Annotated in this window: 15 protein-coding genes; 6 read left to right on the top strand and 9 right to left on the bottom strand. The window is 34.5% G+C overall.

Translation table 11 applies throughout. The features are described 5' to 3' along the window. Genes BLV35_RS17645 through BLV35_RS17635 form a run of 3 tightly spaced genes read left to right on the top strand, consistent with a single transcriptional unit; the run spans position 1 to position 2,911 of the window. The gene (locus BLV35_RS17645; protein WP_091093327.1) at positions 1–813 is read left to right on the top strand and encodes a hypothetical protein; all 813 of its coding nucleotides are present in this window, start codon (positions 1–3) and stop codon (positions 811–813) included. Beyond that, complete coding sequence (qatC, locus tag BLV35_RS17640) at positions 813–2,171, top strand: Qat anti-phage system QueC-like protein QatC (protein WP_091093324.1); 1,359 nt, start codon at positions 813–815, stop codon at positions 2,169–2,171. Before BLV35_RS17645 ends, qatC begins: the two co-directional genes overlap by 1 nt. Further along, on the top strand, positions 2,168–2,911 hold the full coding sequence (locus BLV35_RS17635) for a TatD family hydrolase (RefSeq protein ID WP_091093320.1): 744 nt from the start codon (positions 2,168–2,170) through the stop codon (positions 2,909–2,911). The genes qatC and BLV35_RS17635 overlap by 4 nt, the downstream gene beginning before the upstream one ends. A gap of 16 nt (positions 2,912–2,927) precedes the next feature. Here BLV35_RS17635 and BLV35_RS17630 read toward each other — a convergent pair whose 3' ends face one another. From BLV35_RS17630 to BLV35_RS17595, 8 genes are all read right to left on the bottom strand, one after another. Further along, complete coding sequence (locus BLV35_RS17630; protein WP_091093317.1) at positions 2,928–3,854, bottom strand: HipA domain-containing protein; 927 nt, start codon at positions 3,852–3,854, stop codon at positions 2,928–2,930. Then, complete coding sequence (locus BLV35_RS17625) at positions 3,847–4,161, bottom strand: HipA N-terminal domain-containing protein (RefSeq protein WP_091093314.1); 315 nt, start codon at positions 4,159–4,161, stop codon at positions 3,847–3,849. The genes BLV35_RS17630 and BLV35_RS17625 overlap by 8 nt, the downstream gene beginning before the upstream one ends. A gap of 2 nt (positions 4,162–4,163) precedes the next feature. Continuing rightward, on the bottom strand, positions 4,164–4,373 hold the full coding sequence (locus tag BLV35_RS17620; protein ID WP_091093312.1) for a type II toxin-antitoxin system Y4mF family antitoxin: 210 nt from the start codon (positions 4,371–4,373) through the stop codon (positions 4,164–4,166). A gap of 293 nt (positions 4,374–4,666) precedes the next feature. Continuing rightward, entirely contained in the window at positions 4,667–5,140 is a 474-nt protein-coding gene (locus BLV35_RS17615; RefSeq protein WP_176980653.1) for a tyrosine-type recombinase/integrase, read from the bottom strand. A gap of 99 nt (positions 5,141–5,239) precedes the next feature. Beyond that, positions 5,240–7,222: a conjugal transfer protein MobC gene (mobC, locus tag BLV35_RS17610; protein WP_091093375.1), complete on the bottom strand. Its 1,983-nt coding sequence runs from the start codon at positions 7,220–7,222 to the stop codon at positions 5,240–5,242. A gap of 17 nt (positions 7,223–7,239) precedes the next feature. Beyond that, entirely contained in the window at positions 7,240–8,532 is a 1,293-nt protein-coding gene (locus BLV35_RS17605) for a relaxase/mobilization nuclease domain-containing protein (RefSeq protein WP_091093308.1), read from the bottom strand. Then, positions 8,520–8,909, bottom strand: a complete 390-nt coding sequence (locus BLV35_RS17600) for a plasmid mobilization protein (protein WP_176980652.1) — start codon at positions 8,907–8,909, stop codon at positions 8,520–8,522. Before BLV35_RS17600 ends, BLV35_RS17605 begins: the two co-directional genes overlap by 13 nt. 280 nt (positions 8,910–9,189) lie before the next feature. Continuing rightward, positions 9,190–10,092 (bottom strand): toprim domain-containing protein, encoded by a 903-nt coding sequence (locus BLV35_RS17595; protein ID WP_091093372.1) that lies wholly within the window; start codon positions 10,090–10,092, stop codon positions 9,190–9,192. Between the two features lie 155 nt (positions 10,093–10,247). Here BLV35_RS17595 and BLV35_RS17590 point away from each other — a divergent pair, with 155 nt between their 5' ends. The 3 genes from BLV35_RS17590 to BLV35_RS17580 all read left to right on the top strand — a co-directional run bounded on the left by BLV35_RS17590 (position 10,248) and on the right by BLV35_RS17580 (position 12,754). Continuing rightward, complete coding sequence (locus BLV35_RS17590; protein ID WP_091093304.1) at positions 10,248–10,541, top strand: hypothetical protein; 294 nt, start codon at positions 10,248–10,250, stop codon at positions 10,539–10,541. A 318-nt stretch (positions 10,542–10,859) separates the two neighbouring features. Then, positions 10,860–12,362, top strand: coding sequence for a DoxX family protein (locus tag BLV35_RS17585; RefSeq protein WP_091093301.1), 1,503 nt, complete (start codon positions 10,860–10,862; stop codon positions 12,360–12,362). Between the two features lie 128 nt (positions 12,363–12,490). After that, positions 12,491–12,754 carry a DUF6520 family protein gene (locus BLV35_RS17580; RefSeq protein ID WP_091093369.1) on the top strand — a complete coding sequence of 88 codons (264 nt, stop codon included), beginning with the start codon at positions 12,491–12,493 and terminating at the stop codon, positions 12,752–12,754. A 70-nt stretch (positions 12,755–12,824) separates the two neighbouring features. On the opposite strand, the gene BLV35_RS17575 is transcribed toward BLV35_RS17580, so the two are convergent. Next, positions 12,825–15,464 (bottom strand): S9 family peptidase, encoded by a 2,640-nt coding sequence (locus BLV35_RS17575; protein WP_091093298.1) that lies wholly within the window; start codon positions 15,462–15,464, stop codon positions 12,825–12,827. Between the last annotated feature and the right edge of the window lie 3 nt (positions 15,465–15,467).

The following is a 15,467-nucleotide window of genomic DNA, read 5'->3' as shown; positions in this document are numbered from 1 at the left end:
ATGGGAACAACTCAAAGAATAAATAATGGACCGAATTGGGGAGGTATTTCTAATTCAGTAACGGGCGTTGCAAATGCAGTTAATGATTTAAGTGCTTTAGATATTGTGGATAAACCAGTTGATGATAAAGTAAAAATTGATATTCTTTCAAAGAAAGAAAAAAAACTTGAAAAAAGGAAAAGTGAGCATGTTATTGCAGCCCTTGATAGGTTGGTAAAGATTGGAGGAGGGAGTAAAAGTATTAGTACAGGTAGATCTAATGTCATCGGTAAATCAGGCTTAAAATCTTCAAAAAAAATAGCTAGTTTTTTCTTGGGAGTAAATAATTTTGGAATTGATAAAGCTCTTGAACAAATTGGATTCTCAAATTTAGATGGGAAAACTACAAAAGAAATAATAAATTACTTAATAGATTATTTCGGGGATGAAGCTATAGGAATGGATGAAGCTGCTGCAAATTCAGCAATTTATGAGGTAATGAAGGAATTAGAGAATCAAGTGGATGATGATGTAGATAGTTTAGAAAACATAATGAAAGCGTATGTTGATAGCACAAAATTATCTGAATTTCTATGTGTATTTTTTGGCAAGTATATTTATGAATATTTATGGGAAAGATTTGAAGAGAAATTGAAACAAAAAAAAGGAATAGATATTACTAAAGAAACTTTCAAATCAATTGAAAATGAAATAAAAAGCAGGGTTCAATTGCTTAACTCAAATCGGAAATTATCAAAAATAGATTGGAATGGTAATGAAGGAAAAGAAGAAATAGAAAAAATATTTGAAGCAATCATTAAAATAGAAGAGTAATGGAAGTCGAAATAATAATAGAAGATTCAAATTTTTCTAAAAAAGATAAAAAAATTGATATCAGAATCAAGAATTCAAAAACTAATGAAGAGGGGGTAATCAAGATTAATTTTCCTGAATTCTGTGAATTTGCATCTGTATCAAGTTCTACAGCGATAGATTTTTTCTTAATATCTTCGATGATATATAGTATTGATCGTTTTGTAAATAGAAAATTAAACTCTGAAGATGGGTGGTCCAGAAATATTAAAGTTGTACTCCCTGTTTTTTCTAAAGAATTATGGAAATCTAGTATTGATGAACTGCAACAAACTCTTTCTTTCCTAACGGGTGATTATTGGAATATTGATTTTAAAGATTCGATAATAGAAATACCTACCAAAATAATATCACTTGATTATGTTGATAAATTTTATAAGCAAGTAAACTTGTTTTCAGGAGGGTTAGATTCACTAATTGGAGCAATTGATTTTTTAGCTTCACCAAGTAATAAACAAGAAAATCTACTATTGGTTTCGCACTTTGATTCTCAAATGAAAGGCCCTAATTATGATCAAAATATACTAATAAGTAAATTACCAACTGAATATCAAAATAGAATCAAAAGAGTAAGTTTAGTAGAGGTTACGTTGAAAAGTACAAATAACAAGGAAAAAACATTTAGAAGTCGTTCAATATTATTTTTAGGAATAGCGGTATTAGTGTCCGACATGAGGAAAACACCAATTATAGTTCCTGAAAATGGTTCTGTATCGTTGAATTTCCCGTTAAGCTCATCTAGAAGAGGTGCGTGTAGTACAAGAACAACACATCCTAAATTTATTTCCTTACTTAAGAAAACATTAGATAAGGTTAACCTCAATAGTGATATTGAAAATCCATATGAATTTCAAACTAAAGGAGAAATGGTTAAAATGTGTCTTAATACAAGTTTACTCAAACAAATGGTAAAGTTTTCAAATTCATGTGGAAAAAGAGGACACGTTATTAATCGAGACAATCGAAATTCTTCGCACTGTGGAGTTTGTATGCCATGTACTTATAGAAAAGCTTCGTTACTAAGTATAAAAGATCAGACAACTTATGGTGATGATATTAATAAAAAGTTAACTGGGAGAAATAAAACGACTCCTTTCCTTTTGTCTGGTCAAGGACAAGATTTAAAGGCGATGTTAGATTTTTTAGGTATAAAACTGTCAGATGAAGATATTATGAAAGAGTTAACTATTGGTGGTGTAGACAATGATGATAAATTTGGAAATTTTATTAGTTTAATTAATAAAACTCGAAAAGAATTAAGAGATTTAGTTGATAAAAGTTGTAATATTCAGGAACGAAGAAAAATGGCGGGTTTATGATAATTGATACTCATTGTCATATCGATATGTATCCTAATCCAATTCAAGTTTTAAATGAATGCGAGAAAAGGGAAATAATAGTAATAAGTATGACTAGCCTACCTAGTCATTTTGAATTAGGATATAATCACTTTAGGGATAAGAAAAAAGTTAGGCAAGCACTCGGTTTCCATCCCTTGTTTATGAAAAAATATGATTCGATAGAGATTTCAAAATTTAAAAAATTAATAAAAAACACTACATATATAGGAGAAATCGGATTAGATTTTTCTAAGGAAGGAATAATGACAAAAGGCTTACAAGTAAAAATATTTACTGAAATTCTATCTATTATTAAGAATTGTGGTTCAAAAAAACTAATTAGCTTACATTCAAGGGGAGCCGAAAAAGAAGTTTTAAGCAAGCTTATTGATTACGATATAAAACATGCTATTTTTCATTGGTATTCTGGACATATTGAAGACGCTGAAAAAATTCTTACAGCAGGATACTATTTTTCGATCAATACCTCTATGATAAAATCTAAAAAAGGAATTGATTTAATAAACCGAATACCTTTGCATAGGGTACTAATAGAGAGCGATGGACCATACATAGTTAATAAAGGTAAACTTATTTATCCTTATGATTTGCTTGAGGTTTATAATTATTTAGCCAAGACAAATGGTCTTACATTAGATGAAGTAATTTGTCAAATTAAAAATAATTTTTTTGGTTTAATAAGTTCTATTAAGTCATAAATAAAAAAATAATATTTTAATCGAACAATGCAACTCTACCATCCAACAACTCTAAATACTTCTCTTTCATTTCATCTGAGAGAAAAGAAATCTCAAGCAACTCCTTCCATTTAGGAGTTGCTTTTTTCATTTGTTCGAGAATGTTAGTTATCGTTTTTTCGTTGAGTTGTAATCTGTCTTTGGCATAATAACCTATAAAATCAGAAGCTTTCAGGTTGCTCTTTTTTCCTTTCAAGGGAAGTGCCATTTCTTCATCTGGGTTTTTAATCGCTATTGTAGAATTCAGAAAATCATAAATAGGAGCGAGGGTTGTTTTTCCATTTTTGGTAATCAAAGAAAAGTTTTTCAAGTGCATGTCTTCATTTCCAGTTACAAAACAAAAAAGAATTCTTTTAAAAAAGTCTGCTTTCTCAATGGCAGGAAAAGAACAAAATTCATCCAGTACCGGAATCAGTTTTTCCATTGTAAAGCGGTATTTGGTATCTCTCGTATTAGCCGTTAATTGTGCAAAATCTTCGGTTGCCCATTTTTTTCCTTTACCGTGACGATCAAAACGTTTAATGAAGTAAGATAAACTTCCATCTTTTCCGTACAACATTCCATGAAAAGGAACGTCCAAGCCGAATGCTTTTGCCATTCGCATGGTTACGTCCTCATTTTCGGGTAATTGTGGGAATAAATCATTTTGTGGTTTGATGATATACGTTCCAAACTGATCTACAATTTTAAACTCTTGATCTACTATAGAAACAGCTGCACTAAGTTTTGGTTGTACCCCTTGAATGGATAGTTTTTTGGCTCTATTAGCCGCTTCTTGACGAAGTTCGACAGCAGTATAGGGCAAATCATTTAAGTGCGTTAATTTGGGAGCGATAAGACGCATTCCTTTTGCGCTGTATTTATCTGTTCCGCACAGTTCATAAGTAATGGGACATCTATTCATTTTCCAATGTTTTAACCGTTACAGATCCTACTAAATCATTTCCTGTAGCAATGAGTTGAGAGAAGTAATCTTTTTTGTCAATTTTGCCAATGCGCAACAATCCTTCTAGCATCACACCTTCGGGTAATAATCCTTCAAAAAATGAAGGAAAGGAGTTGTAACTGTATTTTTTATGTGTTGTAGGCATAGTCAAAGAAACTGCCTCACCATTATAATCAAGATCATATTCAAAATGATACTCTTTATTCGTAATCTCGGATAAGATTCCAGCTCTATTGCCGTGAACCAATACTATTGCTTGTCTCATGTTTATTTATTTAGAGGGCTGATGAATTCTACTTTTATATTCAATACCTTAAGTACTGCAAGCAGATTATTAAAGCGTATCGTTTCTTTGTTCTTTTCAATATCAAAAACAGTAGTTTTTCCTACTCCTGCAAGGTTTGCCAACTCCAGTTGGGTAAGTCCAGCTTTTTTTCGATGGTCTTTTATCAAAGTTCCTAAATTGAAATCATTCATTTTATACTGTTTAGGCGGTAAAAATACGGTATTTATTTATTGTATTAGATGTTTTAATAGAAAATAAGTCAATATTACTGTTATTGCAGTAAACTTAAGTAATAAATGATAGTTTCTATTTCTGAAAAATAAGAAAGATATGAAATTACTGATATGGCGGTAATATTAATCATATATATATATATATATATATATATATATATATGCGGTGATTAGCAACAATTACCACCGCATTTTGTTGATGTAAACAAACTTGTTATAAAACAGTTTACTACACTATAAATATAACTGTTTTAGAAATATTTTGAATTCTCAAATACATCATCGATAATTTTATCAAGTTTCTTATTCGGTAATTTATTAAGGTAGGCCTGAGTAGTTCTGATCTCGGTATGACCAAGCATTTCACTAATGGCATCAATTGGTGTAGTTTCAAATTTTAGAAATGTTGCAAACGTATGTCGCGCAGTGTAAAAAGTGATATGCTTGCTAATTTTTAAAACTTCCATCATTTGTTTCAGAGCTGGATTTATTTGCCCAAGTAATTTATGACTACGGTATGTAATCTGTTTAGTGGTCATCTCTTCCGTCAGTAAAAGAGGGAATAAATAGGCGTTCATTGATTTTTGGGTGTAAACTTCTAGTATCTTAAGCGAATGATCCCGCAGCTTAAAATTCAAGTGTACCCCAGTTTTAGTTCTTAAATAGGATAGTCTATCATCGTACAAATTTGAGTTGTTTAATTTTAACAAGTCTATAAAATTCATTCCTCTACAATAAAAACTAAATAGATACATGTCTTTTGCAAATTGATGATCTTTATTTGAGCTAAAATCTTTCTTTGGCGTAATAGTCAATACAATCGACTACTTCTTCAACACCAAGTAAGCCAGTCCAGGATCATTCAGCAAACGTTCCATCTCAGAATGAATAATGTCTTGAACATCCTGCTTAATTTGAAGATAATTACGCTGCACCATGGCATTGTCTAACTTTCGAATAATTGGAATTTCTTTATAGTTATCCTGTTCTTTTTTAAGTGCTTGATGGTCATTTAGAATTTCGCAATGAAAAGTCTTCAATTCAATTTTGCAGTCGGGATCATCCGCTACCATGCCTACGAACTCACCAGAACTTAGAGAAGAAATATTGGAGGGTGGCACAGCAGACTCTAATTGCTTAGACCGGCTTATAGAAGTATCTCCGCTATTGATGGAGAGGCTTTCTCTGTCCTGCATAATTTTCCCAAATCGCTCCGAAAGTTGTTTGGCAGTATCACCAGTAACCTGACCGCTAACAATATTTCCAGTGATATTCATAATTACATCAGCCTGTTCGCGTCCATACTCTTTACGGAGCTGGCTGAAGTCCTGAATCCCCAAACAAGTAGCTACTTTATTAGATCGTGCAGTAGCGATAAGGCTATCCATATTGTTGAGATAGATCGTTGGGAATTCATCAAAAATTAAACTGCTTTTCTGTTTGCCTTTTTGATTAACTTGCTTGATTAGCCTACTTACGTAGAGTGATAGAACAGCCCCATAAATTTGAATTTTCTGAGGATTATTTCCCATACAGACAATCTTTGGTTCTTCTGGATTATTGATATCCAAAGTAAAATCATTTCCAGATAAAACATAATACAGTTGGGGTGAGGAGAGGCGTGCCATCGCTACTTTGGCGGAAGCGATCTGACCTTCTAATTGTTCCATAACATCGTTGAGGTAGGCATTGACAAAAGGATTTATTAACACTTCGACTTCCTTCTCTGTTCGCAATAGGGTAAAGAGACTGTCATAGTCCGCCTGCATAAGTTCGATTACATGGGGTAGCGTACAAAATTGCCCCTCCTTATATTTTTTTAAATACCAGATAATAGCGGTTAGAAAATTAATCGGAGATTCCACGAAGAAATCACCCTGACGTTTGATCCATTCTCGGTTGAGTCCCATAAGAATAGTGCGGGCGGATTCGGCTGCATCTGTAATATCCGTCATAGCAGAAGGATCTAACGGATTGCATCGGTGGGTTCGTGTTAAGTCATCAAAATTGATGATGTAAAATTTAGGAGCTATAGGATATTCGTGTTTGTGATGCAGCCACGTATTATAAGCTATTCTGGAAAGATCATCGAATTTGAAATCATAGACGAACATCGTAAACCCTTTACGAATATGTTGGGTAATTACATGCCGAATTACAAAATAGGATTTTCCGGATCCTGGAGACCCTAAAACCATCAAAGCTCGAAAAGGATTGATAATATTAATCCAACTGTTTCGTACCTTATCTTTCAAATGATAACGCGCTGGAAGATTGATCGAAAATTCATTTTCGAGTAGGCGTTCTTCCTGTGGGAAAGTCTCATTTTCTTTGTTGAAGATATCTTTGCTATTCAGTCTGTTTTTAATGATTCGGGAAAGAATAGTACCTCCAGAAAGTATCAATAGAAAACCAATCGAAGAAATCGAAATGTACAAAATCGTTACTTCCGTTATATTGATTTTGAGTAGTAAGCAAAGCGAACTTAAAAAATAGATTAGCATTCCCGTACTAATGTAAGCAAAAGCTGTTTTATGATTTAGTTTCTCTTGTTTTCTGCCTTTGGCTCCCAATAAAGAAATGAAAAGAAATCCTAAAGCAAATAATTTTGACTTATGAAAATTACTAAACAAACCAGCCTTATAAATATTGCCTAAGATCTGGTCGCTAAATGCACTACTCAATTCCCATAATTTGAAAGAGGAGTAACAGTAATAGTAAAAATGTAATCCTAAAAGTAGGATGCTGATAAGCCGAGTCATATCTAATATTTTCCTCAAGGCTTGGTCGTTTTCTCCAGTTTGCATAGCCATAATTTAATAGTTTACTGATTATCAGATTGTCCTTTTCTTTTCTTCTTTTTGCGCTTTCCTTTTAACTGCTTCGGTAAATAATCTGATGCTTGCTCTGGCTGTAGTAACTGATCCAATACTTTTCCTAAATCGCTAATAGGGAGTACGGTCGAAGTCTCTTTTAAAATAGAATCTTGAGAATCCCATTGACGCTGTCCCTCCCTAGAGTTTTTAATTTTAAAAGTTGTTTTGTTTAGACTAGCAGATTCTGCTCCGCAACGCTCTTGAATTGCTTTAGCACTGTATTGTTTTCCCAAAGCGCTGCCATTAAAAACACATTTAGTTCTATGGTCAACATAGGTGATACCATAAAGTAAACCATCGGTATTCTGACGAAGGACAGTATTGATACCTTCTTTTTCCAATCTTTCTAATAGTTCTGGAAGTCTTACTGGTTTATTCCCTAGTAAAAGAAAATCTATTGTGTTTTTGCTCCTTAGTTTATGAGGCTTTCGACGCTGTTCGTTCTGAATGAATTTCTCTTCTAGAAATTTAAGCGTTGGCTTACTGTAAAAGTCACTCGCTTTAATGGGTACTCCAACCTTATTTCCATTTTGATCTAGAATCCGATATAGTAATCCTTTATTGGCAAACACCCTCGAATTTTCGCTACCGCGATCAGCCAGTATATTGTATTGTTGCAAGACTGCATTAAGTTCTGGAAGGCTCGTGTATTTATATTGGTTTAGCACCACATCGAGCACCATAGTTATAGCTCTTTTAGTGGGAGTACGGCCATATAACACTTTACTAGCTGCAACTGGCTTGAGTTCATAATCTTGTTTTCTTTTATGACGTTCAGCGGGAACTAAACCAAAGGAAATTTCTATTTCTTTTCTGGCTATTTCAGACTGGTTTTGACCAATGTTTTGGGTATCAATTCTGCTTCCATCTTCCCTCACTTTTATGGAGACGATGTGAATGTGAGGATGTCCCGCATCATGATGCTGATAGACCAAATAAGGTTGTTGGCCAAAGCCAATTTTCTCCATATAAGTATGCGCAATAGCCATTAGTTTTTCTTTAGATAAAGATGTTTCTGAAGGATCAAAATTTAGGGAAATATGTACACTATTTCTAGTCACATTTTCATTTAAGGCAGTTTGTTTCAACATCCGATTCAACTTCATGTTTATTGCCAAATTAGCATCGTCAATAGGGTAATTTCCTGCCCCCATAAATACTGCCACTCCTTCTTTGACTTTGTTTTCATTGTAGTTTAAAATACGATGAATATAGTGCCCTGTTTTGATTACCGTAACCATAATTCTGCAAATTTTTGGATGGATTTTTTAACTTCGTCAATCTTATTAAAAAGGATTTTACTTTCTAGCTCATAGCGAATCAACCAACTTTTAAATTCGGGAATCTGCTGTAGAATATGAAGCTTTTTTACAGACTGATTAAAGTTGTTTCCTATTGCATTGAGCTCTTTTCGCAGCTGAATCATTTGCAGCATAAATTCGTCCAACGAAGCGTCTCTGTAGGTAGTCACTATAGGCTTGTCAAAAAGACTTCTGCGCACATAATCACTCAGCTTTCGACAGGTACTTGCTTTCCATTTGCGCTCTATTTTTGCATATTCGGAGGGAGTTAAACGCAGCCCAATTATGCGTGTTCGGTTTGAATTTCCTTTTTCCATTATCTATCATTTTACTCATTAATTCAATATTTTTAACTTGTCCTTGCGGAGCGATAATACTTCATTTCATTGTGTTTAGGCCTTTTTTTGCTTTTCAGTTTCACTGCCCACGAGTCCCGAGTGATAGGCAGCCAGACTCGGTTGTTTAACAACCGGACATCTGGCCGATTGCAGGAACGTGGCAATCTTTTAGCTACATGTAATGGCCTTCGATCATTAAAGTTGTTTTTAGGGGATTGCATGGGATAGTACTAATTCCCTATGAGAAGTGGGATAGTAGCTAACTGTTTTTATGCCTCAAATTATTCTTTTTTGACTTTCCAAAATTCACTGACCAATCGTTGAGGTCTTTATAATTTCGATAAAGCGTACTTTCATCCTTGTATTTAGTACTCAGAGATAGTGCACGCTTGGTATAACTTTGACCTGTTTCATCCCGGTCAAGATAAAGCCGAATGGATTCATGATTTTCCATAAAAAGACGTGCTCTTTCGAAAAAACAAACAGAGTTTAAAATGACAAAATCCTGACTATTTTTAGGAAGGTTTTTGGTCATCGCTTTAAAGGATAAATAGTCAAAGAAGCCTTCAAAAACGACTACCTCATCACTGCCATTCTCGAAGGTGGTTATTCCCTTTGGTGAAGCTGTTGTTTTGAAATAGGGATTTCTAATTTCATAGCCTCCCAAATCATTTTTGAAACCAATTCCGTAGTAGGTATTATCATTTAAACTGTAGTGAACTTCCTTGCAAAACTGTTGAGCAATTGCAACTGGGATAGTACGCTGTTCGAGATAGCGTAGTAGCGAATACGAAGTCAGTGTATTTACTTCCACAATCTTAATTTTAGGTTCTTGCTGAACACTATTTTCTAAAGAGGAAAGTAGTGGCTGTTGAAGAGAAAGATTACCACTTAAGTTGCGTAGTAATTCAGGAATGCTACACTTGTAAAATTCGATACCAAAATCAATCAAGTTTCCGCCTTTGCCAAGGCCGTGGTCATACCAACGATTTAATCTGCAATTGATTTTAAAAGACGCTTCTTTTTCATCTCTAAATGGCGAAAGGTACCAGTAGTCATTGTACCTAATTTTTTCAGGTTCAAAACCCAAGGACTTTAAGTAATTAACTAGATCTATTGCTTTGGCTTGCTCTATTGAAAAGCTATTGTTGCTGAAATTCATAACATACATTTTATCAGGTTCATAATTCAGATTCCGCTTACTAAAGTAAAAAAGCTAAATCCCTTGACCAATCCTCATCATATTTTGACTGGGATAAATTGGAGTAAGCTTCTTATTTTTGGAGTACTGAAATATTAATTTAAAACGAGAAGATTATGCTAACAACAAATGATGTAGCCCAGGTTTTTGATACGATCCTTAGTATCCCTGGAATGAATGAGCTGGTGAAGATTGATTTGAAAATCTCCCGTAAAAATGTATTGTTATTAAACCATGTTATCGAACGTGGATTATTGGCTAAAGTAGATGATAAAGCATCAAACTTATTGACCAGTGTTCCAGAAGAAAATTTGGAGGAGTTGAGGTCGCTAGGTGGGGAGTGTCTATTAAAAGCCGGACTGATAGAACTAAGTGAAAAACTGAACGTGTTGAGTGGAACCACGAAGTAGAATGTGATATTAAGCGAACCTAATAGAATGCCAAATAAGCGGATACTGCGTATTTGGCATTCTTTGGTTTTAATTATCTCCTTTTCTAATAATAATAGCTGTTTCGAATCTTTATTCGAAAAACGGCTTGATTTTCAAATATTTTGGCTTGATTTTTAAATCATGTTTCCAAAAAAAGGGCAGTAATTTTGGTAAGTATTTAAGAATGATTGTTTTAAATAATCGGCAAGACTTTGAATCTTTAAAATCTTTTTCCAGAGAAACTTCAAAGTTGAGAACATTTAGAATGCATTCGGTTTAACCCAAAAAGGAACAGATATGAATTTAAGTGCGACAATAAAGAATGGAATCATTGAGATAATTTGCCTGTTATACATACTGCTTTTTGTTTATGCTGCTGTGAGTAAATTATTGGATTTTGAGAACTTTCAGGTGCAGCTGGGACAGTCGCCATTGTTAAGTGCTTTTGCAGGATGGGTGTCTTGGGGAGTTCCAATTGTGGAACTAATCATAGCCTTATTTTTACTTGTTCCAAGATTTCGTCTTGTGGGTCTTTTTGCTGCTTTTAGTTTGATGGTTATGTTTACTACATACATTATTATTATCTTGAATTATAGTTCTTCTATTCCTTGCTCTTGTGGAGGAATACTTGAAAATTTAGATTGGACTGAGCATTTGGTGTTTAATATTTTATTCGTTCTACTGGCATTTACGGGTATAATGCTGTTACTATTTAACCCAAAATATGTTGGTAGTAAGAATCAGTATAATAGAACTTTTAGAACGGTCTCTATCACCTTATTGAGCAGTATTGCTGTTGTAGTTTTACTTTTTATATTATCGGAAGATATTATTCATCATCGCAACAACTTTATTCGTCGTTTTCCGCATCATCCAATTACAAAAAATAATGAATTAGATTTAAAACATCCGTCCTTCTATATTGCCGGAATCGAGAAGAACAAAGTTTATCTAGGTAATTATGAGGCACCTCTTCATATCATAGTAATCGACATTGGGTTACAAACGAAAAAAAGTTATGTTATAAGACTTTCCAAATCTAACCTTCCTTTTCGTTCTGTACAAGTACGTGTCCAATCACCGTATTTTTATTTGATCGACGGTACCGTTCCTTGCATCTTTAGAGGTAATCTTACCGATTGGAAAGCCAGTTTATGGATGTACGATAAAGTTTATTTTGTTAAAGGAGAGCCAATAAATAAGGAGTCTTTTGCTATTCGTTCAGTAAGCAGTAAAAATCATGAAAATGTTTTAGGAACTATAACAATTAATGATGTGATTAAAGTAAGATTAGCACCGCAGCTATTGGAAAAGCAAATTGATGGTGTTTTTGATACCGATGGTAATTTAATTTATAATGAGCAATTAAAAAAAGTCCTTTATACTTACTATTATCGCAATGAGTATCTGGTATGTGATGATAGCTTAAATTTAGTACATCGAGGTCATACTATTGATACAATTAGTCGAGCGCAAATTAAAGTAACTACTATTCATTCAAGAAATCAAAGTAAGCTAAGTGCTCCTCCAATCATAGTAAATAAAAGAACAGCAACTTTTGGTAATTATCTTTTTGTTCATGCCGGTCTAATGGGGCGTTATGAAACGGAAGAGATGTGGGATAAATCATCTATTATTGATGTCTATGATTTTATGAAAAACACCTATTTGTTTAGTTTTTATGTTCCTAATCTTTTAAATCAAAAAATGACTGATTTTAGGGTAGTTGAGGATGTTTTTGTAGCCCTATACGATTATTCTATCGTTACATATAAGATACGGACTAATGCTTATCAATGAAGAGGATTTAAGATTTTACATGCACCTTGATCTTTATTAAAAAGGAATTAAAATATACTGCGCAGTATCAGGATGGCGATCGAAAACCTGTAAAAAAGAGTAGATCATTAACTTTTAATTTTAGTATTATGAAAACAAATTTTTCAAAAATGGGATTTCCCATTGCAGTAGTTGTTTTTGCGATTGCGGGAGCTTTCGCTAACAATGTTTCAAGCTCTAATTTGAGTAGCACAATTGATGTTAATGGACATCTCCCTGCTTCCTGTGAACAAACAAACGTAAAGTGTTCAACAGCTCCCAATCCACTAATGTGCACCTCTAGTGGTCAGCAGCTTTATCGTCTGAATGCTGCTGGAACTGATTGTCCAGATGTGCTATTTAAAAAAATTTAGTAACCGTTCGTATACCAATATTTATTGGTAATACAATGCTGGATTTTAAAAAAATCCAGCATTGTTGTTTTTAATTGCTACTCAAATTATCTCTAAAGGGTTTCTCCTTAAGATAATGATCGAACCATTGTTTGGTACGTTGTGTCAAGTCATTTTTTGTCTCCCGTTTTAAAAAGGAGTGGTTTTCTCCTGGATATACTAAAAATTGGTTTGGCTTTTGCAGCCTACGCAAGGCTAAGTGTAGTTCGAGTCCTTGCGTCCAACTTACCATTGTATCCTCAAGGCCAGACCATATTAATAAAGGGGTGTTGATTTTTGCAGCCTGTGCTACAACTGAGTTTTCAATGTATCCCTGATAATCTTCAAAGAGGGATACTCCCATGCGTTGTTGCTGCGATTCGTATCTCCACATCCTAGTAGTACCGCCGGTACCATCCAGACTAAGGTATTGGCTAACAAAGTCGGTAAGTGGACAACCTGCTACCGCTGCAGCAAAAATATTGGTTTGCGACACAATATAAGCTGTTTCATAACCGCCAAATGAGGCCCCCGTCAATCCAATGTGTTGCTCTTCTACTATCCCTTTTGCAGTCACTGTTTTTACTGCTGCTACTACACAATCCGCAGCTGATTTACCAGGTTCACCTAATTCATACGCTATATCAGGATATAAGACGAGATAACCGTCCAAAGTATAATTGGTAAGAGGAAATGCATCCAGGGCATTTTCTGCTGGATTGAAATAATGATGTAGTATATTCGATTGTTTTTCGTAAATATGTACGATCATGGGGTATTGTTTGCCTTTTTGAAAATTGGACGGATAGTATAACACTCCCTGTAATGGAGTCCCTCTAGAGTCGGTATAGGAAATCAGTTCGTTACGCCCCCAATCAAAATGGTTCTGTTGTAGGTTGGTTTGTATCAAAATTTTTGGCTGTTTCTCTTTCTCAGTCTTAAACATCAATCTTGGGGATAATTTAAAAGACTGTTCTCTGTATATGTAGCTTGCGGATTGTTCTGCTTTTATCAAGTGATCTATCATTAGGTCTTTATACACCATTTTTTTTATGTTTCCTTCTGGATGCCAATAAAAATAGCCTGAAGATTTGTCTTCTCCAATAGCTTCCACAAATAACCCTTTAGACAGGTCAAATTTATTCCCAGTCAAAACAGCATTTCCTAACAACAGTGAATCCGTATAGCTGTCCTCTGCGATTCTGTATTGAATACGTTTTTCACGGCCTTGTGTTATTCTTTTTTGTGATTTTCCATCGGCAGACAATAACCAAATATCATATTGATCATAAACAATCAGGTATTTTTCATCCACTGACCATCCCGGACTTCCGTAAGGCGGGGCAGTGCCTCCACAATCATAATCCACCTCATCTATGGGGATTCCCAAAGGCAATGTCAGATTGATATGGCTATCCTCCTTAATATTGTAAACCCACCAATGCTTTTCTTTAAAATAGTTGATGAAATTTCCGGAACCGGAACTCTTGATAAAATCATATTTTCGGATCTGTTTTTCCAGTATTTTTTTGCTTTGTCCAGTACGCACATCTGTTAGTACATAATCAACAGGACTGGCAATTTCATACTGTGGTTCATATTGCAGCGGATTATGGTTTAAAGCATAATTTCCATCTGCCATTAACTGCGTTTTTGGAAACTCCTCGGTTCCTATATTAAATAATTTGTTTTCCTCGGGCCACCACACTACCATTTTGGAATTGTATTGCCAGCTTTCTGAATTCTTTTGGCTAGGGTAGGTCCATGGTGTTGCACCATCCCATACCTGTACGATTTCCTTGTCCTTGCTTTCCAATTTCGGAGCGGTTGTATAAAAGAAAACCTTTTTGCCATCCGTTGCCATCTCCAAAGGATTTTTTGCTGGCGGTGTTACAATTTTCAGCCCCTTAAGTATATCTTCAGCAAGTAAGGGATCCAGAATATGCAGGTTGGGAACCCCATCCATATGATTGACGAAATACAGTTTGTGATTGGTTCCTTGGTATTGATCCTGCGGGAGTTCCTGTAAAAAAGCCAGTGCATTTGCATCTTTATTCCAAATCAAGTTTTTAAAGCGTTTTGCGGAACTCTGAATTATTTCCGCAGTACGAAAGTAGTCGTCAATCCAAATTAATTTTACGGCGTTTTCTTGCTTTGTTATAAATACCACAATTTTCCCATTAGGACTAGAACGATATTCCGCAATGTCTTTTGCACTATATTTTTGTCCAGTTCTCAAATTCAGAATACAGAGTTCCTGCTCCAGTCCAGTTTTTTTAAGGAAAGCCAAATATTTACCATTTGCTAGAAATTCATACGATTCAACATCTGCAGTCCATTGGCATTTTCCAGTTTTTAAATTCAATATCCCAAGTCCTTTTTCGGGTGCTATTGCAGCCCACCATTTTCCATCTCGACTGAAATTTTCGTCTGTTGCTAAAGGGAAAGTATATTTTTTGCTACCATAAGTTTGCTGTACAAAAATAGTATCGTTTCCTGAATCATACGACAATTTATAACTCAGCCACTTACCATCAGCAGCTAATTTCTCGGAGTTAAGTGTACTCCATTGGCTGTAATCAGCAGGAGAAACTTTTCTTTTTACTGATATCTGTCCCCATATAGTTACAGATCCCAATAAAAAAAGAAGTAAAATTATATGTTTTTTGATTAATAAGATAGTGTCTTTCATAAT

It is taken from the genome of Flavobacterium gillisiae (assembly GCF_900107635.1).
Lineage (GTDB): Bacteria > Bacteroidota > Bacteroidia > Flavobacteriales > Flavobacteriaceae > Flavobacterium > Flavobacterium gillisiae.
This window is presented reverse-complemented; position numbering and strand designations above follow the sequence as displayed.

Bases quoted from the DNA above. Each gene is read 5' to 3' on its own strand.
- BLV35_RS17625 (WP_091093314.1), bottom strand. From the start codon at position 4,161: ATGAGACAAGCAATAGTATTGGTTCACGGCAATAGAGCTGGAATCTTA.
- BLV35_RS17575 (WP_091093298.1), bottom strand. From the start codon at position 15,464: ATGAAAGACACTATCTTATTAATCAAAAAACATATAATTTTACTTCTT.
- qatC (WP_091093324.1), top strand. From the start codon at position 813: ATGGAAGTCGAAATAATAATAGAAGATTCAAATTTTTCTAAAAAAGAT.
- BLV35_RS17630 (WP_091093317.1), bottom strand. From the start codon at position 3,854: ATGAATAGATGTCCCATTACTTATGAACTGTGCGGAACAGATAAATAC.
- BLV35_RS17620 (WP_091093312.1), bottom strand. From the start codon at position 4,373: ATGAATGATTTCAATTTAGGAACTTTGATAAAAGACCATCGAAAAAAA.
- BLV35_RS17615 (WP_176980653.1), bottom strand. From the start codon at position 5,140: ATGAATTTTATAGACTTGTTAAAATTAAACAACTCAAATTTGTACGAT.
- BLV35_RS17600 (WP_176980652.1), bottom strand. From the start codon at position 8,909: ATGGAAAAAGGAAATTCAAACCGAACACGCATAATTGGGCTGCGTTTA.
- BLV35_RS17590 (WP_091093304.1), top strand. From the start codon at position 10,248: ATGCTAACAACAAATGATGTAGCCCAGGTTTTTGATACGATCCTTAGT.
- BLV35_RS17580 (WP_091093369.1), top strand. From the start codon at position 12,491: ATGAAAACAAATTTTTCAAAAATGGGATTTCCCATTGCAGTAGTTGTT.
- BLV35_RS17595 (WP_091093372.1), bottom strand. From the start codon at position 10,092: ATGAATTTCAGCAACAATAGCTTTTCAATAGAGCAAGCCAAAGCAATA.
- BLV35_RS17645 (WP_091093327.1), top strand. From the start codon at position 1: ATGGGAACAACTCAAAGAATAAATAATGGACCGAATTGGGGAGGTATT.
- BLV35_RS17585 (WP_091093301.1), top strand. From the start codon at position 10,860: ATGAATTTAAGTGCGACAATAAAGAATGGAATCATTGAGATAATTTGC.
- BLV35_RS17635 (WP_091093320.1), top strand. From the start codon at position 2,168: ATGATAATTGATACTCATTGTCATATCGATATGTATCCTAATCCAATT.
- BLV35_RS17605 (WP_091093308.1), bottom strand. From the start codon at position 8,532: ATGGTTACGGTAATCAAAACAGGGCACTATATTCATCGTATTTTAAAC.
- mobC (WP_091093375.1), bottom strand. From the start codon at position 7,222: ATGCAAACTGGAGAAAACGACCAAGCCTTGAGGAAAATATTAGATATG.